Here is a 17,398-nt window from a genome sequence, read left to right on the forward strand (position 1 = left end):
CCCCGGCGCGGGTGACGGCGGGGGCGGCCGCGCCGCAGCCGTCCGTCCCCCGGCCCCGTGGAACTCCCTACTCCACCCCGACCAGCTTCAGCCGCACGTCGCGCTCGGCCAGGTCGTCCACGGCGGAGCGCGGCAGCCTGTCGTCGGTGATGATGAGGTCGAACTCCTCCAGGCTGGCCACCCTGAAGGTGCCGAACTTGCCGTACTTGGTGCTGTCGACGGTGAGCACGCTCTTGGAGGCGATCCGCAGCAGCGCCTGCTTGGCGACCACCTTGGCCTCCGAGGGTGTGGTCGATCCGCGCTCGGCGTCCCAGGAGCTGCTGGCGATGAAGGCCAGGTCCACGTTCACCTGGCGCAGGAAGTCGGCGGTGAAGCGGCCGACCGAGGAGTGGTCCGAGTGCGAGACCACGCCACCGGTGTGGATCAGCTCGATCCCCGGGTACTCCATCAGGTGGCCGACGACGTTGAAGTCGCTGGTGATGACGGTCAGGCCGACCTTGTCGGTCAGCAGCGGGACCATCTGCAGCGTGGTCGTGCCCGCGTCCAGGTAGATGGTGAAGTTCTCCCGGACCAGGTCGGCGGCGGCCCGCGCTATGGCCCGCTTGGCGGGCACCTCCAGCTGGGCCTTGGCCAGGTAGGAGGGCTCGCTCTTGAGCCGCGCGGCGAGACGCACCCCACCGGTGACCGACAGGACCTTGCCGTCGTTCTCCAGCGCCTGGATGTCGCGCCGAACCGTCATGTGGGACACGGACAGCATCGACGTGAGCTCGTTGATGCTCAGCACGTGGCGCTCCTGGAGGAGCTTGAGGATGTGCTCTCGTCGCTGGTCCGGAATCATCGTTCGCCTCACACTCAGGGGACGGCCATGGGAACGCCGTACGGTCACGACGCCGTGTAACAAAGTTTCCCAGTTCGCCGCAGCGCGTCGGCGCTCGCGGGGCGTGAATCCGCTCGCAATCGCGGCGCCGCGTGTGCGCGCCGCCGCCTCGCGCGAGATCCGGCCGTGTCGCCCGGGCGGACGTTTTTCCTGTTTACACCACGTGGAGCGGAAGTCTTTGCCACCCTTGGCACCATGACGTTGTCCATCGCACTACGCGGAGACACCGCACGCTTCCCGGGAAACACCCTCCCGGCCCTGCGTTCAGCCTCGCGCGCCGGGGCGGACCTGGTCAAGATCGACGTTCACCTGACCTTCGACGGGTACCTCGTCCTGATCGACGAACGAGTCGCGGCCGCCCCCGGTTCCCCTCCCCGTCCCGTGGGCGAGCTGACCCTGGCCGAGCTGGCCGCCGCGCGCGAGGACGTGGAGCGGCGCGTGCCCACCCTCCTGGAGGTCCTGGCCGAGTTCGAGGGCGACGCTCCCCCGCCCCTGCTGGTGGACGCCGGCGCGCCGGAGGCCGCGCTCGCCGCGGACACCCTGCTGCGCGGGCGCGGGTTCGGCGACCAGGTGCTCTTCACCGGTTCCACCGAGACCCTCGGCGCGCTGCGCGCCCGCAGCCCCGACGCCCGGCTGATGCTGGCCTGGGACCAACCGGGGATGCCTCCCGAGGACGTGACCCGGTCCCTGCGCCCGAACTTCCTCGGTACGCACTACACGCTGCTGACCCGGGAACTGGTCGAGGAGATACACCGTTCCGGCTGTCTCGTCACGGCCTGGACGGTGAACGACTTCCCGGAGATGGCCCGCGTGATGGGAATCGGCGTGGACGCGCTCGCCACGGAGCGGATCGAGGACCTGGTGTCGCTGACCACGGGCCGCGAGCGGGGGGAGCCGGCCCCCGACCCGGTCTGAGGCGGACCGGTGCGTTCCCGCGCACGGGTGTTCGCCGGGGACGGCCCGCAGGAACCGGCGATGTCCGCGCTGACCCGTCGCATCCCGGCCGGGACCGGCCCGGCGAGCCTTCGCGGTCACCGCGCTAGCTCCCGACCAGCTGGTACAGGTCGACGGACTCGGCCAGCGCGCGCAGGCCGGCGTCGCCGGGGTGGAGGTGGTCCCCGGAGTCGTAGGCGGGCCGCAGGCGGGTGTGGTCCTGCGGGTCGCGCAGGACGGCGTCGAAGTCCCACACCCCGTCGAAGGGCGACAGCGGGTCGTTGCTCTGGGACCGCAGGTAGGTGTTGACCTGCTGGCGTGCCCGCTCGACCTCGGCCGTGCAGCGCCGCTCGCCCGCGCACGGGGCGAGCGTGGCCACGAACACCCGCAGGTCGTACTCGTGGGCCAGCCGTGCGATCTGCCCGATGCCGCTGATCACCGCTTCGGGCGAGGTGCCCCAGCGCAGGTCGTTGATGCCGGCGAAGACGACGACGGTGTCCGCGCCGTTCTGGACGAGGGCGTCCCTGTGGAGCCGGCGGGTCATCGCGACGCCGCCGGGGTTGGTGGAGACCCCCTCGCCCGGGTAGCCGTCCCTGACCACGTGGTTGCCGGACACCCCGAGGTTGAGCACGCCCGGGTGGGGCAGTTCGGGCTGCGCGGCCAGGCGGGCGCTGAGCACGTCGGGCCAGCGGGCGTGGGCGTCGCGGGTGGAGCGGACGCCGTCGGTGATGGAGTCGCCGAGCGCCACGACCGCACCGGGTCCGTCGAGCACCTCCACACCGGTGAGGAAGGGCCACTGGCCCACCTTTCCGGTGAACGGCTCCCCGCTGGGATCCAGGGTGTGGTCGCCACTGCCGGGCTCGCTGGTGTAGTTGGTGTCCACCGAGGCGTAGTGCACCGGCGCTGTGGTCACCCGTTCGGGCAGGTGGACGCTGACCAGGAGGTCGGTCTGCGGCGGCACGGAGATCCCGGCGGGGTCGCTGAACACCTGTCCCCCGGCCGGGAGGACGGTCTCGGAGCGCCCGCCGAAGGTGAGCGGGACCGCGGCGCCGTCGGTGGCCGCACCGGTGCCGCGCAGTGCCAGGGAGGCCGCTCCCACGGTGACGGGGGAGGTGGCGAAGGTGTTGTCCAGGCGGATCCGCACGTCCCCGCCGCCGGTGGTGGTGCGTACCGACAGCCGCAGGGTCTGGTCCTCCCAGGGGCCGACCTCCATGTAGCCGGAGGTGGCCCGGGCCCAGGTGCCGGTCCACTCCGGGTCCGCCGCGCGCCCGCCCACGGAGAACAGGTGGATGCGGCCCCCGCCGTCGCCGGCCTCGGGCAGCACCACGTGGGAGATCTCGCGTGCGGGGTCGACGGGCACGTCGCGCGCGTACAGGCGCACCGTGCCGAGCCCGGGGTCGGGACCGGAGTCGGAGTTGGCGTAGGGCAGGGTGAGCGCGGCCTCGCTCGCGGGTCCGGCGGTCCAGTCGGGGACGGACAGGGCGAACTCCTGCTCCTCCCCGTCGGCGTAGACCACCCGGCCGGTGCCGTGGACCTCGGCGTCGGTGTCGGCGGCGCCGGTGCCGCCCGTCCCGGCCCCGCCGGTGCGGGTGGCGGTGGCCAGGAAGGTGAGTGACCGGTAGCGCCCGGCGTCGAGCCGGACGGACTGGCCGTCGGAGACCAGGTGGTCGGGACGCCCGGGGGCGTAGTCGGGCAGTCTCAGGGGCGCGCCGAGGAGGACGACCTCGCGTCCGGGAGTCCATCCGGCCGAGGCCAGGGTCTGCGAGGACAGGCTGTTGCCGGAGCCGTCGAGGTCGACGTTGGCGGAGGAGCCGTCCCGGGATATGCCGATCCGGTCGATGAGGGCGGCGAAGGGGGTCCCGGCACCCTGGTGGTTCGTCCGCTCGGACTGCTTCGGGGGTTCGGTGCCGACGCCGTAGGAGACCGTGACGGTGACGACCGTCGCGAGGAGCACCGCCGCCACGGCCGCCGCCGCGCCGCGCAGCAGGTGGGAGGCGGGATTCCCACGCCGGCGGTGCGTGCCGCTTCGCCGTGATGTCCCGTCCGATCCCAACACTCGCCTCCCCGAACGCACTTGTCCACCGAACTGTCGGACGACGCCGGGCACGCGGTGGTTGCCGAGACGTGGCGCACCCCGCCCCTTGGACCGGCCGTCAGTGTAAACGAGCACACTCCGCGCGGCGGGGAGGTTCCGGTGGACCCCCGGGCGGCGTTTCGCACCGTGTCCGGCTCGCGCGGAGGTTGGGAGAACGGGTGTCCGTGCCCCGGGAATGTGCGAAAGTCATGCTTGTCCACTCCATGGAGCCAGGCCTTCCGGGACCGCGTCCTCAGAGGAAGCGCCACGCCCCTCCCGTCGAACCCCCGAACCCAGAGAGGCCCGCATGACCTGGCACACCCGTCCCATGGCCGCGTTCGACGTCGAGTCCACCGGCCTGGACCTGGACCACGACCGGATCGTCACCGCCGCCCTGTGGCGCATCGATCCCGTCAACCGCGCCAAGGACGTCACCACCTGGCTCGTCGACCCGGGCATCGACATCCCCCAGGAGGCCACAGACATCCACCACATCACCACCGAGCAGGCCCGCGAGCACGGGCGTCCCGCCGCCGAGGCGGTACCCGAGATCGGCGCCGCCCTGGAGAAGGCCGCCGCGGACGGCCTGCCGGTGGTGGTCTACAACGCCCCCTACGACCTGGGACTGCTCACGGCCGAACTCCAGCGCCACGGCTCCGGGGTGCGCCTCGACGGGCTGCTGCGCGTCCTGGACCCCCTCGTGCTGGACAAGCACCTCGACACCTTCCGGCGCGGCTCGCGCAAGCTGGTCGACGTGTGCGCCCACCACGGCGTGCGCCTGGACGCCGACCAGGCGCACGGGGCCGCCGCCGACGCGCTGGCCGCCGCCCGGCTGGCCTGGAAGCTCGCCACCACCCACCCGGAGCTGGCGGACATGGACATCGACGGCCTGCACACCGCGCAGGCCGCCTGGAAGGCCGAGCAGGCCGCCAGTTTCCAGGCCTACCTGCGGCGCAAGGACCCCGAGGCGGTCGTGGACGGCTCCTGGCCGATCGCCGACCGCACCTGAGCACCGGCCCGGCCGCCTCCCCGGGCGCACGGCGGTCAGGAGGGCTCGAAGCACCAGCCCGTCTCCGCGAGGGCTCGCGCCCGTGCCTCCACGACGGCCGTACGGGCGTTCCGTTCGTGCTCGTCGGTGTGCGAGGCGGCGGCGGTAACCTGGCCGGGCCACTTGCGGTAGAGGAGTCCTGTCCGTGCCGTGAACCAGCCGCGGCTCACGGCGTTGAGGGCGAGGAGGAGCCCGGTGTCCTCGGACGCCGGCAGCGCCATCCACCCGCCCAGGGCCAGGAGCAGGTCGCGGCGTACGCACAGGGTCGCCGGATGGACGGGCAGGCGAAGTCCGTGCGCCTTCCAGGAGTCCAGGACGGCGCCCCGCTCGACCGGGCCCTCCGGCGGATCCCCCTCATGCCCGACGGTGGACCCGTCGGGCATGAGGTCCAGGGCCCGCGAGGTGGTCCAGCAGGTTCCGGGTGTTCGCGTCAGGGCCCCGATGTCCCGGGCCAGCGCGCCCGGCGTCAGCCGGTCGTCGGCGTCCAGGACCTTGACGAACTCGCCCTCCGCACGGGAGAGCGCCATCGTGCGCGCCGTTCCGGCACGGCCCGGCCGGCCCCGCCCGAAGCTGACGCGCGGGTCGTCCGGCACGTACGGCCTGACGGCGTCGGTCTCCCCGTCCTCCTGCACGACCCACTGCCAGTCCCAGCCGTCCGGGAGGGCCTGCCCGGACAGGGACTCGTACGCCTGCGGCAGGAACCCGGCGCCGGGGGCGTGCACCGCCGTGACGACGGAGACGGTCCCGCCCATGGTCACCACCGTTCCAGGCAGGTCGTGAAGACGGCCTCGGTCCGGTCGCCCGGAAGGACGACCTCCGACCAGTCCACGACGCGGCCGTCCGTGTCGACGGAGGTCTTCCGGAGCACCATCACGGCGGCGTCGGGCGGCAGCGCGAGCTCCCCGGCCTCCTCGGCGGTGGGGGGCCGTGCGGTGACCCGCTCCTCGACCCGGTCCACCTCGATGCCCACGGTGTACAGCTGGCTCTGGGTACCGCCGGGCCACGGTTCCCCGGACGCGTCGAGCAGGTCCGGGTTGGACGCCACCATCGCGTGTACGAGGTAGGAGCGCGTCATGTTGAAGGGCGCGGCCTCCTCCCGGTAGCGCGTCCGGTAGAGGCGTTCCACCAGCCTGGTCCCCACGCGCACATGGAGGGCTCCGGCCAGTTCCTCGTCGGCCTCCACCTCGTGGTACTCGGCGTGGAACACGAGGTCGTCCGCGGTGAGCCCGGTGTCGCGTTCCGTGGCGCCGGTCGCCACGCGCTCCTCCTGGCTCGTCCGGGCACGGTCCTTCTCCCACTGGTGCCGCTCGCTGGTCCTGCGCACGAGGCGCCGGGGTCCCCGTCCGCCCGCCCTTGTCCGAACCATCCTGGACCCGCCTTCCGTCGGCCGACACGCGCCGCCCGAGCCCTCGGGAGAGGCCGAGGCCCGTAGCTCCTTCCGAAGGAGGCGCGTCCTTCCGATCTATTCCGACGGCGGCCCGTTGTCCAGTCACCTCGCCAGCGCGACGCGACACGGGGCCGGACAGGGCAGAAACCGCGCCCGCCCGCGTCCGAGCCGCTCACCTGGCCGTGTGCTCCCCATGCGGGTGCCGCCGACCGTCCCCCGCTCCCACGGCTTCGCGGGGTGACTGCCGCCATGGGGCGAGAGCGGCGGACAGGCGGGCCATACTGTGGCTCCCCGAGGAGCAGGGGGTGCCGGGCCGAATCAGGGTCCACTCGCCCGGCGCCCCTGTGACCTACGAAGTGCGCGTGTCTCCACGTGGCCGAATCCGGGGAGTTAATCACCACAAGTGGCGGAATGGGAAGGACACATCCTTGATGTCCTACTTCGTATTCACGCCCGCCACCTTGACGAGGGCGAACGCGAATCACGGCACGGGCCGAGGCCGGTTTCCACGACTTCCGAGCCGCTAACGCGGCCGCGCATTCCCCGCGGCGGCCCGGAGCGGGCCGTATCCGGCCGTGGGACGATGGAGGGCGAAGAAAGCGCCGCTGGCCTGTATTCGCAGGTCGGCGGCGCTTTTTCCGTGTCCGGAGTGGGTAGGCCGGGCAGGACTCGAACCCGCGACCCAGGGATTATGAGTCCCCTGCTCTAACCAACTGAGCTACCGGCCCGCCGTCGTCGGCAAACGTCATCCTAACAGGGTGTGTCCTCCGTTTCCGCGCCGTAAATCCGTTACCGGGCGGAGCCCGCGGCCGCTGGTGGAAGGGCCCGGCCACCCCACCGGCGGACCTGGCTCGCGGTCCGCGGGGACACGAGGTCTAGGGTGGTGAGGTGCGCGGCGCGCACCTGGACGACCCCAGCGCCCGGTACCGACGCCGCGTCGAACCCGTTGGTAACATCGCGGGTCGCACAACGTCGTTCAGGAGAGTTCACGCCATGTCCAAAGCACCCGTCAACATCACCGTCACCGGCGCCGCCGGCCAGATCGGCTACGCGCTGCTGTTCCGGATCGCCTCCGGCCAGCTGCTCGGCGCCGACACCCCGGTGAAGCTGCGCCTGCTGGAGATCCCGCAGGCCGTCAAGGCCGCCGAGGGCACCGCGATGGAGTTGGACGACTGCGCCTTCCCGCTGCTCCAGGGCATCGACATCTTCGACGACGCCACCCAGGCCTTCCAGGGCGCCAACGTCGCCCTGCTGGTCGGCGCCCGCCCGCGCGGCAAGGGCATGGAGCGCGGTGACCTGCTCGAGGCCAACGGCGGCATCTTCAAGCCCCAGGGCGAGGCGATCAACGCCGGCGCCGCCGACGACATCCGCGTCCTGGTGGTCGGCAACCCCGCCAACACCAACGCCCTCATCGCCCAGAGCCACGCCCCCGACGTCCCGGCCGAGCGCTTCACCGCGATGACCCGCCTGGACCACAACCGCGCGCTCACCCAGCTCGCCAAGAAGCTCGGCGTGTCGATCAACGACATCAAGAAGCTCACGATCTGGGGCAACCACTCCGCCACCCAGTACCCGGACCTGTTCAACGCCGAGGTCAACGGCACCAGCGCCGCCAAGGCCGTGGGCGACCAGTCCTGGCTGGAGAACGACTTCATCCCGACCGTCGCCAAGCGCGGCGCCGCGATCATCGAGGCCCGTGGCGCCTCCTCGGCCGCCTCCGCCGCCAACGCCGCCATCGACCACGTCCACGACTGGGTCAACGGCACCCCCGAGGGCGACTGGACCTCCGCCGCCATCCCCTCCGACGGCTCCTACGGCGTACCCGAGGGCCTCATCTCCTCCTTCCCCGTCGTCTCGCGCGAGGGCAAGTGGGAGATCGTCCAGGGCCTGGAGATCGACGACTTCTCCCGCTCCCGCATCGACGCCTCCGTCAAGGAGCTCGTCGAGGAGCGCGACACCGTCAAGCAGCTCGGCCTGGTGTAGCACCCGGCCCCCGGACCCGCGCGACCCGGCGCGGGGTCGGCCCGGACCGCGCGAACGGGCACGCCCTCCGGGGGCGTGCCCGTCGCCGTCTCCGGAGCCTCCGGCCGGTTCGGGAACGCCTGGAGCGGGCTCCGGCCGCGGGCGCACGGCTCTGTCCCGGAGGGCTTCGGAGAGCAGGCAGTATAGAGACTGTGAGTCTCATCGATGTACTTCCGGCCGAACCAGAACCCGACTCCCTCTTCGAGGCGTTCGCTTTGTGGGCCGAGGAACGGGGTCTCACCCTCTACCCGCACCAGGAGGAGGCGCTCATCGAGGTCGTCTCCGGGTCCAACGTCATCCTCAACACCCCCACCGGCTCGGGCAAGAGCATGGTGGCCACGGGCGCGCTGTTCGCCGCCCTGGCCCGCGACGAGTGCGCGTTCTACACCGCGCCCATCAAGGCTCTGGTGTCGGAGAAGTTCTTCGACCTGTGCAAGATCTTCGGCACCGAGAACGTCGGCATGATGACCGGTGACGCCAGCGTCAACGCCGACGCGCCCATCGTGTGCTGCACCGCGGAGGTCCTGGCCCAGATCGCGCTGGCCGAGGGCGCCGACGCCGACATCAACACCGTCGTCATGGACGAGTTCCACTTCTACGCCGAGCCGGACCGCGGGTGGGCCTGGCAGGTGCCCCTGCTGGAGATGCCGCAGGCGCAGTTCCTGCTGATGTCGGCGACCCTGGGCGACGTCAGCCGCTTCGAGGAGGACCTGGAGAAGCGCACCGGTCGCTCCACCGCCGTGGTCGCCTCGGCCGAGCGCCCCGTTCCCCTCTACTACGACTACCGGGTCACCCCGCTGCACGAGACGCTGGAGGAGCTGCTGGGCAGCGGCAACGCCCCCGTGTACATCGTGCACTTCACCCAGGCCCAGGCCGTGGAGCGCGCGCAGTCGCTGACCAGCATCAACATGTGCACCAAGGAGGAGAAGGCGGCGATCGCGGCGGAGATCGGCAGCTTCCGCTTCACCACCAGGTTCGGCCGCAACCTGTCCCGGTACGTGCGGCACGGCATCGGCGTGCACCACGCGGGCATGCTGCCCAAGTACCGGCGCCTGGTCGAGCGGCTGGCCCAGGCCGGGCTGCTCAAGGTCATCTGCGGCACCGACACCCTGGGTGTGGGGGTGAACGTACCCATCCGCACCGTGCTGTTCACAGCCCTGAGCAAGTACGACGGGACCCGGGTACGCCGCCTGCGCGCCCGCGAGTTCCACCAGATCGCCGGACGGGCCGGACGCGCCGGGTTCGACACCGTGGGCAACGTGGTGGCCCAGGCGCCCGAGCACGTCATCGAGAACGAGAAAGCGCTGGCCAAGGTCGGGGACGACGCCAAGAAGCGGCGCAAGGTGGTGCGCAAGAAGGCCCCCGAGGGGTTCGTCGCCTGGGACGAGGCGACCTTCAACAAGCTGATCGAGGCCGAGCCGGAGCCGCTGACCTCCCGCTTCCGCGTGAGCAACGCCATGCTGCTGAGCGTGATCGCCCGGCCCGGGAACTGCTTCGCCGCCATGAAGCACCTGCTCACCGAGAACCACGACGACCGCAGGACGCAGCGCCGCCACATCCACGAGGCCATCGCCATCTACCGGTCGCTGCTGGACGGCGGGATCGTGGAGACCCTCCCCGAGCCCGACGAGCAGGGGCGCCCCGCCCGGCTGACCGTGGACCTGCAGGCCGACTTCGCGCTCAACCAGCCGCTGTCCACGTTCGCGCTGGCCGCGCTGGAGCTGCTGGACAAGGAGTCGCCCACCTACGCGCTGGACGTGCTCAGCGTGGTGGAGTCCACCCTGGACGACCCGAGGCAGATCCTGGGCGCACAGCTCAACAAGGCCCGCGGCGAGGCCGTCCAGCAGATGAAGATGGACGGGATCGAGTACGAGGAGCGCATGGAGCGGCTGGAGGAGGTCGACTACCCCAAGCCGCTGGAGGAGCTGCTCAGCCACGCCTACGACGTGTACCGGCGCGGCCACCCGTGGGTCGGCGACCACCCGCTGCGGCCCAAGACGGTGGCCCGCGACATGTACGAGCGGGCGATGACCTTCACCGAGTACGTGGGCTTCTACGAGCTGGCGCGCTCGGAGGGGCTGGTGCTGCGCTACCTGGCCAGTGCGTACAAGGCGCTCAACCAGACGGTGCCCGACGACGCCAAGACCGAGGAGCTGCGCGACCTCATCGAGTGGCTGGGGGAGCTGGTTCGCCAGGTCGACTCCAGCCTGCTGGACGAGTGGGAGCAGCTGACCAACCCCGAGACGGAGGTCTCCGGGGACGAGGAGCCCGCCGAGGAGAAGGTCCGTCCGGTGACCACCAACACGCGGGCCTTCCGCGTGCTGGTGCGCAACGAGATGTTCCGCCGCGTGGAGCTGGCCGCCCGCCGCCGCTACGCCGAGCTGGGCAGGCTGGAAGGCGACGGGGAGTGGGACGCCGAGGACTGGGAGGAGGCCCTGGAGGAGTACTTCGAGGAGCACGACTCCATCGGGATCGGCCCCGACGCACGCAGCCCGGCGATGCTGCTCGTCGAGGAGGAGCAGCCGGAGCTGTGGCGGGTCCGCCAGATCCTCGCCGATCCGGCGGGGGACCACGACTGGGGCATCAGCGCGGAGGTGGACCTGGAGGCCTCCGACGAGGAGGGACACGCGGTGGTGCACGTGGTGGACGTCAACCGGCTCTGACCGCTTCCGCCCCGCCTGGCGGGACCGGGGTCATCCCGTCAGGTGGGCGTTGACCTCGCGGACCCCCGGGGCCAGGTCGGGGCGCTCCACCACGGTCCGGCCCGCCGCGCGCAGGCGCTCGGCTCCGTCGCAGTCCACGAACAGGGCGGGCTCGCGCCAGGCGAAGACCACGCGCGGGACCGGCGTGGCCAGGATCAGGGCGCTGCAGGGCAGCGGCCGGGAGGAGCGGGAGCTGCACGGTTCCAGCGAGGAGTACAGGGTGGCGCCGGCCAGCCGGGGGTCGTCGGCGTCCACCTCGCGCAGGGCCGCCTCCTCGGCGTGGTCGCTCGGGTCGTCGCGGCGCGAGTAGCCCTCGCCCAGGACGGTGCCGTCACCGGCGACCACGACGCATCCCACCGAGAACGCGGTGCCCGAGGGCGGACAGGAGCGGGACAGCTCGACGGTGCGGCGCAGCCAGTACGCGTCGGCCTCTCCCCCGGCCGGGGGCGGACCGCTCCTCACGCCTGCTCCGCGGAGCCCAGGCGGTAGCGCAGGACGGCCACGTCGCCGAGCGCCCGCGCCTCCACCAGCCGCATCGGCGCGTCGGGGGTGTGCACGAAGGGACCGGGCACGACGAAGCGCGGGGCGCCCTCCTCCCCCACGAAGAACGGGGCGACCGCCAGTCGGAGCTCGTCGGCCAGCCCCGAGGTGAGGAACAGGGTGTGGATGTGCCCTCCGCCCTCCACCAGCAGGCGGGACACCCCCCGGTCGGCCAGGTCGGCCAGGATCGCCTCTGCGGTGGGGGGGTCCCCGGCGTCCACCACCTCGGCGGGCGGGTCGGCGGCGGGCCTTTTCTCCAGCGCGCGCCGGGCGGTCGCGACGCCGGCGCCCCCGGTGTAGACGACGGCGCCGGCGTCCCCGGTGGAGAAGAAACGGGCTCCGGGGGAGAACTCCCCGCTGCGGGTGACCAGGGCCTTCAGCAGGTTCCCGGTGCGCCCCTCACCGCGGCGGCGCTCGCGCAGCAGCGGCGAGCGCACCAGGAGGCGGGGGTCGTCGGCGCGCAGGGTGCCCGCGCCGACGAGGATCGCGTCGCATCCCGCGCGCAGTTCGTCGATCTCGGCGAAGTCGGCCTCGTTGGACAGGCGCAGCCGCTGGGGGCCGGTGTCGTCGATACGTCCGTCGACCGACATGGCGCAGCTGAGGATGGTGTAGGGGCGGTCCATACCTCCAGGCTAGGGCGTGTGCGGTGGATGCCGCCCGCCGTGCGCGCCCCGCTCGGGCGGCGCGCCCCGGTCGGGCGGCGGATTCCTTTCGGGAGCGGCGCACCGTTCGCCCGGTACACCGCATTTCCACGGCGAAGCGTGAATTGCCGCAGGCAGCGACCGCGGAAGCGGAATTTACCGCCGACCGTACGGTACGCACTTTTCCCGAACGGCCGCGCAAGGGCGTGTGATCTCACGAGGGCGACTCGGCGGCGCTTCCCCGGGGGGCACCGCAGTCGCACCATCGCACACGCGAAGCCGCGGAGCCCGCCTCCGCGGGCTTGCGGGCGTCTTCCTCGCCCCCAATTCCTCGCATAATGGACATTAGGCATATAAGTCCTAGCACGCCCAAGCGAGTCCTTCCACGTACCGCGCGACACTTCCCGGGCACGCCGAGCGACGATTTCTTCGACCTGTGACTGTGACTCGGTTAACAACACCGCACACTCGGAATACAATCCAGAGGTCGACCAGACTTCCCCACCTCAGACAAGAGGAAGGCGATGCCTCGATTCTCCTCCCCCGATTTCCTCAGGCAGGCGGGGGGCAAACACGTCAGGGCCAATCCTCCCCCCCTCCTCGACCTGGCGCAGCCCAGCGTGGCCCGGCTGCACTCCTTCCACCTCAAGGGCAAGGACCATTTCGAGGTGGACCGGGACCTGGCCGCCAAGGCGGAGCGGGCCGCGCCGGGGTTCCAGGACCTGGTCCTGGGCGAGCGGGCCTTCCTCCAGCGCGCCGTCCGCCACCTGAGCGCGGACCTGGGCATCCGGCAGTTCATCCAGTTCGGTGCGGGGCTGCCCGCGCCCGGCGACCCGCACGAGATCGCGCACGAGAGCGTTCCCGGGGCCCGGGTCGTCTACGCCACCGACGACCCGGTGGTGCTGACCCACCACCGCGCACTGCTCCGCAGCGGACGCGCCACCACGGCGGTGGACGCCTCCCTCACCCGGCCCGGCCAGTTCCTGCGCAGTTCCGGGATCCGGGGCTTCGTCGATCTGGACGAGCCCGTGGGCCTGCTGCTCACCGGTGCGGTCTCCCACACCTCCGACGCCGACACCCCGGCCGAGCACATCGCGGTCCTGCGCGAAGCCCTCGCTCCTGGCAGCCACATGGTCCTCAGCCACTACTGCCGCCCCGACCCGACCGTCTTCCCGAAGGACGCGGCGCGGGCCGAGCAGCTGGAGCGCGTCTTCCTGGACCGCCTGGGATCCGGCCGCTGGCGCTCCCGGAAGGCCATCGAGGCCTTCTTCGAGGGCTGGGAGGTCTGCGAGCCCGGTGTGATCGAGGTCCAGCGCTGGCGCACGCTGCCCGTGGCCCCGCCCGTGCCCGGCTGCTACCAGATGCCGCAGCGCAACCGGCGGCTGATCCTCGGCGGCATCGGCAGGATCTGAACCCCTGCCCCGTTCCCTCTCCCCGCGTCGGAGCCGTGCCGGACCGGCAGCGGGCGAGGGCCGCCCCCTCCGGGCGGGCCCCGGAGTGTTCCAGTGCACCCGTGGCCGACCCGCCGCGCGCGGCGGCCGTGTCCGAGCCGTGGATGCCGGGCCGGGAGCGTCGACGCCACGACGACGTGGGCGTCCCCGTCCGAGAACAGCCGTGGCGGAGCCCGAGGCAGGAGACCCTTCGCGCTTTCCCCGGCCCGCTCGAACGCACCCTCTCCCCCGCCGTCGCGGTGGGCGCACAACGACGACAGGGCCCCTCCCCTGGTGGGAAGAGACCCTGTCCCTACTGCTCCCGCGACTGGACTCGAACCAGTAACCTGCCGGTTAACAGCCGGCTGCTCTGCCGATTGAGCTACGCGGGATCGCGTGCGCCGGAAGGCCTCGGGCCCTGGCGACGCCCTCTAGCCTAGCGCCTCCTGAAGGGTGCTCGCGACGCGTTTTCCGCCGCGCTCCCCCTCACCCGCCCCGGGCCGGGTGAGGCACGCCGGAGGCCCGGGTTCCCGTGGCCGTCGCGGCGCCCCGTGCTCCGAGAAGGGGCCCCGCCCCGCGGGAGCGAACTCCTGCCGGGGCGGGACCGCCGGGGTGTGCGGAGGGGTCAGGGGCTGCTGCAGGTGACGCCATCGGGTTCGGTGGCCGGACCGCCGGTGGCGACGAAGCCGAAGGTGACCGTGCCGTCGGCCGCGACGGCGCCGTTCCAGGGGGTGTTGCGCACCGTGACGGATCCGCTGGTCCCGGTGCTCTCCCCGTTCCAGAGGTTGCTGATGGACTGGCCGGAGGCCAGGGTCATGTCGACGGACCAGCCGTCGAGCGGACCGGTGCCGTTGTTGCGGACCGACACCTCGCCCTGGAAGCCACCGGACCAGCTGTTGACCGTCCGGTAGTCGGCGGTGCAGGCGCCGTTCGTGCCCTCACCCGGGTCCTCGTCGCCGGGATCCCCGTCCCCCGGGTCCTCGTCACCCGGGTCCTCGTCACCCGGGGCCCCGCCGCCGTCGCCGGTCAGGACGGGGGTCTGCCAGTCCCGCCACCCGGACAGGTCGCCGGACTTGCCGGACGAGATCCTGAACACGCCGGGGGCCCGGCCCGTGTCCAGCAGGAAGGCCTCGATGCTCTGCCGCAGGGGACCCTGCCACTCGGACCTGGTGGCGCAGTGGGTGCCGTCCTGGACGTCGGACCAGTAGCTGATGTTCTCCCTCGCGCCGAGCGCCGCGTAGACCTCCGCCCCGCCCAGGGCCGCCACACTGCCGGACCGGGCGCCCAGCCAGTCGACGTGGGGGTTGTCCATGACGAGGAGGCCCCGCGGCGCGATCATGCCCACGATCTCGTGCGTGTCCACCGGCAGCGTGCTCGGGTCGCCCGTGTGGGGGCCGAAGGCGTCACCCAGCCACGGCTGCTCTCCGTAGGCGCTGTCCAGGGGCTGGGAGCCGCTCTCCTGGGCGATCCCGCGGAAGGCGGGGACACCGCCGGTGCCGGACTCGATCGGCATGGTCAGGTCGATGCGCTGGTCGAAGGCCCCGGCCACGAAGGCGCCCTTGCCGTACCGCGAGCAGCCCGTGACGCCGGTCGCGTCCGCCTGGAGGATGGTGCCGCCCGACTGCTCGATGACGTCGATGATGCGGCTCGTGCCCCAGGCCCAGGCCATGAGCAGCCCCGTGCCGCTGGAGGAGCCGTAGACGTCGTAGAACGCGCCCTGCTTGTCGCCGCGTGAGGTGCCCTCGGCCCCGACCGAGAAGGGGTCGTAGCTGATGACGGCGGCCCCGGCGGACTTGATGGTCTCCGTGTCCGCGCCGAACCCTCCGTAGACGACGACGGCCGGAAAGGGCCCGGATCCGCTCGGCAGGTCGACCGACGCCGAGAAGCTGGTGCTCCGTCCCTGGTCCGTCACGTTCACCGTGATGTTGGACGAGGAGACCGTTCCCGTGACGCTGTCCGGCGGCGCGGGCTTCTCGCCGTAGACGGAGCGTTCCGCCAGTTCGTGGATCTCCGCCCGCCGGCACTCCCACTCGGCCCTGGTGGTGACGCGCGTGCCGTCCAGCTTCGTGAAGGGGTCGGGGAGCCGGGACTCGAAGACCTGGGGGACGGAGCCGGGTACCGCGCAGTCGGCACCGTTGTGCTCGTCGGCGGCCGCGGCCGTCTGCGGATCGAGGGTGGTGGTGGCCAGGCTCGCGGCGACCGCGAGGGCCAGGGCCGTCCACACCCGGGGGCGATGTCGGGGAAAGCGCATGGGGACCTCCGAGAGGCAGGGTGCGCGGCCGCGGGGAGGCCCCTTTCCGGAGGACACGGGGCGTGCATCCGTCGGCGCACCGAACGGGGGGTGGTCGGTCCCGCCTGGCGAGGGCGCCACCGCGGACGCGGTGGCGGGGAGGGGACGTGTGGACCCGCCGGTGGGGGTTGCTGTGGGTCGCGGGACGGAACCGGATCGTGACCCCATACTAAGAAGAACTTCCGGCTTTTCTCCAGGAGAGGAACGGAGTTCTTCCGGAATGTTTCGGGCCAGACGTGCCGAACGAACGGGAAGGGCATGGTGGTCAGGAAGAACGTCCGTGGTCGGCGCGCCACGGCGTTTGTCGCCCGAAACGGCGACAGGGCCCCTCCCCTGCCGGGGAGAGACCCTGTCCCTACTGCTCCCGCGACTGGACTCGAACCAGTAACCTGCCGGTTAACAGCCGGCTGCTCTGCCGATTGAGCTACGCGGGATGGCGTGCTCCGCGGCCTCTCGGGGGCCGTGAAGACACCTCTAGCCTAGCGCCCCCGCGGAGTGCTCGTGACCGGTGTCCCTCACGTGTGCCCGGTCCCCTCCGGGGTAACGTCAAAGCAGGATCACGCCGATCGTCTCCAAGGCTGAAGAGGTACCCCATGCGCTACCGGATCACGTTCGCCGCCGGACTCGCCATCGGTTACGTCCTGGGGGCGAAGGCGGGCAGGGCCCGCTACGAGCAGCTCTCCCGCACCGCCCGCAAGGTGGCCGACAGCCCCGTCGTGCAGGAGGTCGCCGGACTCGTCGGCGCCCAGGTCAGCAACGCGGGCCGCACCGTCTACGACAAGGCCGTGGACCGGATGCCGGTCACGTCGCTGCGCGACTTCCTGGCCCGGCCCACCGACGAGGAGATCGAGTTCGTCGAGTGGGAGGCCCGCAGCTCCAACGGCACCCAGCCGCGGGGCGACAAGGGCGCTCCCGGCGGAGAGCGCTAGTGGCCCTGTTCTCCAGGGGCGTGCCCGCCGGGGTGCGCGCCCGGCTGGGGCGGGGCGAGCGCGTGCTCGCGCACGCGCCCGTCGTCGCCCCGGCCGGGGAGGACGCCCCGGTCCTGACCGCCACCACACGCGCCCTGCACCTGCCCGACGGCCGCGCCGTGCCCTGGCAGGACATCGACCAGGCCCGCTGGACCCCCGACACCTTCACGTTCCTGGAGGAGGGATCGGGTGAGCACACCGTACGCCTGCGTTCGGGCCCCGGCACCGACGGTGTGGACTACCGCCGCCTGGCCGAGACCGTCTCCGAGCGCGTCACCGCGACCATCCTGGTCAACCGGTTCGTGCCCTTCCCCCGCTCCGACTCCGCCACCGGTTTCCGGCTGGTGGCGCGCCGCCCTCCCGGCGGCACCGACGTGGCCTGGCGCATCCACCTGGGCGAGGGCGTGGACCCGCGGGACCAGCGCCTGCCCGACGCCGTCTCGCGGGCCCTGGACGCCCTCCACGACCAGATGGGCGTCTGACCCC

General features: G+C 72.2%; 14 protein-coding genes and 3 tRNA genes. 7 read left to right on the plus strand and 10 right to left on the minus strand.

The features are described 5' to 3' along the window. Nucleotides 1-67: 67 nt before the first annotated feature. On the minus strand, nt 68-838 hold the full coding sequence (locus A6A08_RS10935) for a DeoR/GlpR family DNA-binding transcription regulator (protein ID WP_073702449.1): 771 nt from the start codon (nt 836-838) through the stop codon (nt 68-70). Between the two features lie 234 nt (nt 839-1,072). Here A6A08_RS10935 and A6A08_RS10940 point away from each other — a divergent pair, with 234 nt between their 5' ends. After that, complete coding sequence (locus tag A6A08_RS10940) at nt 1,073-1,792, plus strand: glycerophosphodiester phosphodiesterase (protein WP_073702450.1); 720 nt, start codon at nt 1,073-1,075, stop codon at nt 1,790-1,792. Between the two features lie 124 nt (nt 1,793-1,916). Here the strand turns inward: A6A08_RS10940 and A6A08_RS10945 are convergent, their stop codons facing one another. Beyond that, nucleotides 1,917-3,863, minus strand: a complete 1,947-nt coding sequence (locus A6A08_RS10945; protein WP_073702451.1) for a GDSL-type esterase/lipase family protein — start codon at nt 3,861-3,863, stop codon at nt 1,917-1,919. A gap of 328 nt (nt 3,864-4,191) precedes the next feature. Between A6A08_RS10945 and A6A08_RS10950 the strand changes: the two genes are divergently transcribed. Then, nucleotides 4,192-4,893 (plus strand): exonuclease domain-containing protein, encoded by a 702-nt coding sequence (locus A6A08_RS10950; protein ID WP_073702452.1) that lies wholly within the window; start codon nt 4,192-4,194, stop codon nt 4,891-4,893. A 35-nt stretch (nt 4,894-4,928) separates the two neighbouring features. Here A6A08_RS10950 and A6A08_RS10955 read toward each other — a convergent pair whose 3' ends face one another. From A6A08_RS10955 to A6A08_RS10965, 3 genes are all read right to left on the minus strand, one after another. Beyond that, on the minus strand, nt 4,929-5,684 hold the full coding sequence (locus A6A08_RS10955; RefSeq protein ID WP_073702453.1) for a glycosyltransferase: 756 nt from the start codon (nt 5,682-5,684) through the stop codon (nt 4,929-4,931). A 2-nt stretch (nt 5,685-5,686) separates the two neighbouring features. Next, a complete protein-coding gene (locus A6A08_RS10960) occupies nt 5,687-6,256 on the minus strand; it encodes a UTRA domain-containing protein (RefSeq protein WP_242422329.1) in 570 nt (189 codons plus the stop codon). 717 nt (nt 6,257-6,973) lie between these two features. Further along, nucleotides 6,974-7,047 (minus strand) — tRNA-Ile (locus A6A08_RS10965). A 265-nt stretch (nt 7,048-7,312) separates the two neighbouring features. Here A6A08_RS10965 and A6A08_RS10970 point away from each other — a divergent pair. Further along, nucleotides 7,313-8,302 carry a malate dehydrogenase gene (locus A6A08_RS10970; protein ID WP_073702454.1) on the plus strand — a complete coding sequence of 330 codons (990 nt, stop codon included), beginning with the start codon at nt 7,313-7,315 and terminating at the stop codon, nt 8,300-8,302. 191 nt (nt 8,303-8,493) lie between these two features. Continuing rightward, complete coding sequence (locus tag A6A08_RS10975) at nt 8,494-11,004, plus strand: RNA helicase (protein ID WP_073702455.1); 2,511 nt, start codon at nt 8,494-8,496, stop codon at nt 11,002-11,004. Between the two features lie 30 nt (nt 11,005-11,034). On the opposite strand, the gene A6A08_RS10980 is transcribed toward A6A08_RS10975, so the two are convergent. Next, nucleotides 11,035-11,505, minus strand: a complete 471-nt coding sequence (locus A6A08_RS10980; protein ID WP_073702456.1) for a deaminase — start codon at nt 11,503-11,505, stop codon at nt 11,035-11,037. Continuing rightward, entirely contained in the window at nt 11,502-12,206 is a 705-nt protein-coding gene (locus A6A08_RS10985; RefSeq protein WP_073702457.1) for a dihydrofolate reductase family protein, read from the minus strand. Before A6A08_RS10985 ends, A6A08_RS10980 begins: the two co-directional genes overlap by 4 nt. A 542-nt stretch (nt 12,207-12,748) precedes the next feature. Here A6A08_RS10985 and A6A08_RS10990 point away from each other — a divergent pair. Then, entirely contained in the window at nt 12,749-13,636 is an 888-nt protein-coding gene (locus A6A08_RS10990) for an SAM-dependent methyltransferase (protein WP_073702458.1), read from the plus strand. Between the two features lie 337 nt (nt 13,637-13,973). Here A6A08_RS10990 and A6A08_RS10995 read toward each other — a convergent pair. The 3 genes from A6A08_RS10995 to A6A08_RS11005 form a co-directional block, all read right to left on the minus strand. Then, a tRNA-Asn gene (locus tag A6A08_RS10995) sits at nt 13,974-14,046 on the minus strand. A 233-nt stretch (nt 14,047-14,279) separates the two neighbouring features. Beyond that, the gene (locus tag A6A08_RS11000) at nt 14,280-15,905 is read right to left on the minus strand and encodes a cellulose binding domain-containing protein (protein ID WP_073702459.1); all 1,626 of its coding nucleotides are present in this window, start codon (nt 15,903-15,905) and stop codon (nt 14,280-14,282) included. Nucleotides 15,906-16,305: 400 nt separating this feature from the next. Further along, a tRNA-Asn gene (locus A6A08_RS11005) sits at nt 16,306-16,378 on the minus strand. A gap of 159 nt (nt 16,379-16,537) precedes the next feature. Between A6A08_RS11005 and A6A08_RS11010 the strand changes: the two genes are divergently transcribed. Further along, the gene (locus A6A08_RS11010) at nt 16,538-16,873 is read left to right on the plus strand and encodes a hypothetical protein (protein ID WP_073702460.1); all 336 of its coding nucleotides are present in this window, start codon (nt 16,538-16,540) and stop codon (nt 16,871-16,873) included. Next, on the plus strand, nt 16,873-17,394 hold the full coding sequence (locus A6A08_RS11015) for a hypothetical protein (RefSeq protein WP_073702461.1): 522 nt from the start codon (nt 16,873-16,875) through the stop codon (nt 17,392-17,394). Before A6A08_RS11010 ends, A6A08_RS11015 begins: the two co-directional genes overlap by 1 nt. The last annotated feature ends 4 nt before the right edge of the window (nt 17,395-17,398 follow it).

This window comes from Nocardiopsis sp. TSRI0078 (assembly GCF_001905145.1).
GTDB lineage: Bacteria > Actinomycetota > Actinomycetes > Streptosporangiales > Streptosporangiaceae > Nocardiopsis.

What these genes read in the sequence shown, in the direction of transcription:
- A6A08_RS10985 (WP_073702457.1), bottom strand. Translation starts at nt 12,206, where the DNA reads ATGGACCGCCCCTACACCATCCTCAGCTGCGCCATGTCGGTCGACGGA.
- A6A08_RS10990 (WP_073702458.1), top strand. Translation starts at nt 12,749, where the DNA reads ATGCCTCGATTCTCCTCCCCCGATTTCCTCAGGCAGGCGGGGGGCAAA.
- A6A08_RS11010 (WP_073702460.1), top strand. Translation starts at nt 16,538, where the DNA reads ATGCGCTACCGGATCACGTTCGCCGCCGGACTCGCCATCGGTTACGTC.
- A6A08_RS10955 (WP_073702453.1), bottom strand. Translation starts at nt 5,684, where the DNA reads ATGGGCGGGACCGTCTCCGTCGTCACGGCGGTGCACGCCCCCGGCGCC.
- A6A08_RS10935 (WP_073702449.1), bottom strand. Translation starts at nt 838, where the DNA reads ATGATTCCGGACCAGCGACGAGAGCACATCCTCAAGCTCCTCCAGGAG.
- A6A08_RS10940 (WP_073702450.1), top strand. Translation starts at nt 1,073, where the DNA reads ATGACGTTGTCCATCGCACTACGCGGAGACACCGCACGCTTCCCGGGA.
- A6A08_RS10950 (WP_073702452.1), top strand. Translation starts at nt 4,192, where the DNA reads ATGACCTGGCACACCCGTCCCATGGCCGCGTTCGACGTCGAGTCCACC.
- A6A08_RS11000 (WP_073702459.1), bottom strand. Translation starts at nt 15,905, where the DNA reads ATGCGCTTTCCCCGACATCGCCCCCGGGTGTGGACGGCCCTGGCCCTC.
- A6A08_RS10970 (WP_073702454.1), top strand. Translation starts at nt 7,313, where the DNA reads ATGTCCAAAGCACCCGTCAACATCACCGTCACCGGCGCCGCCGGCCAG.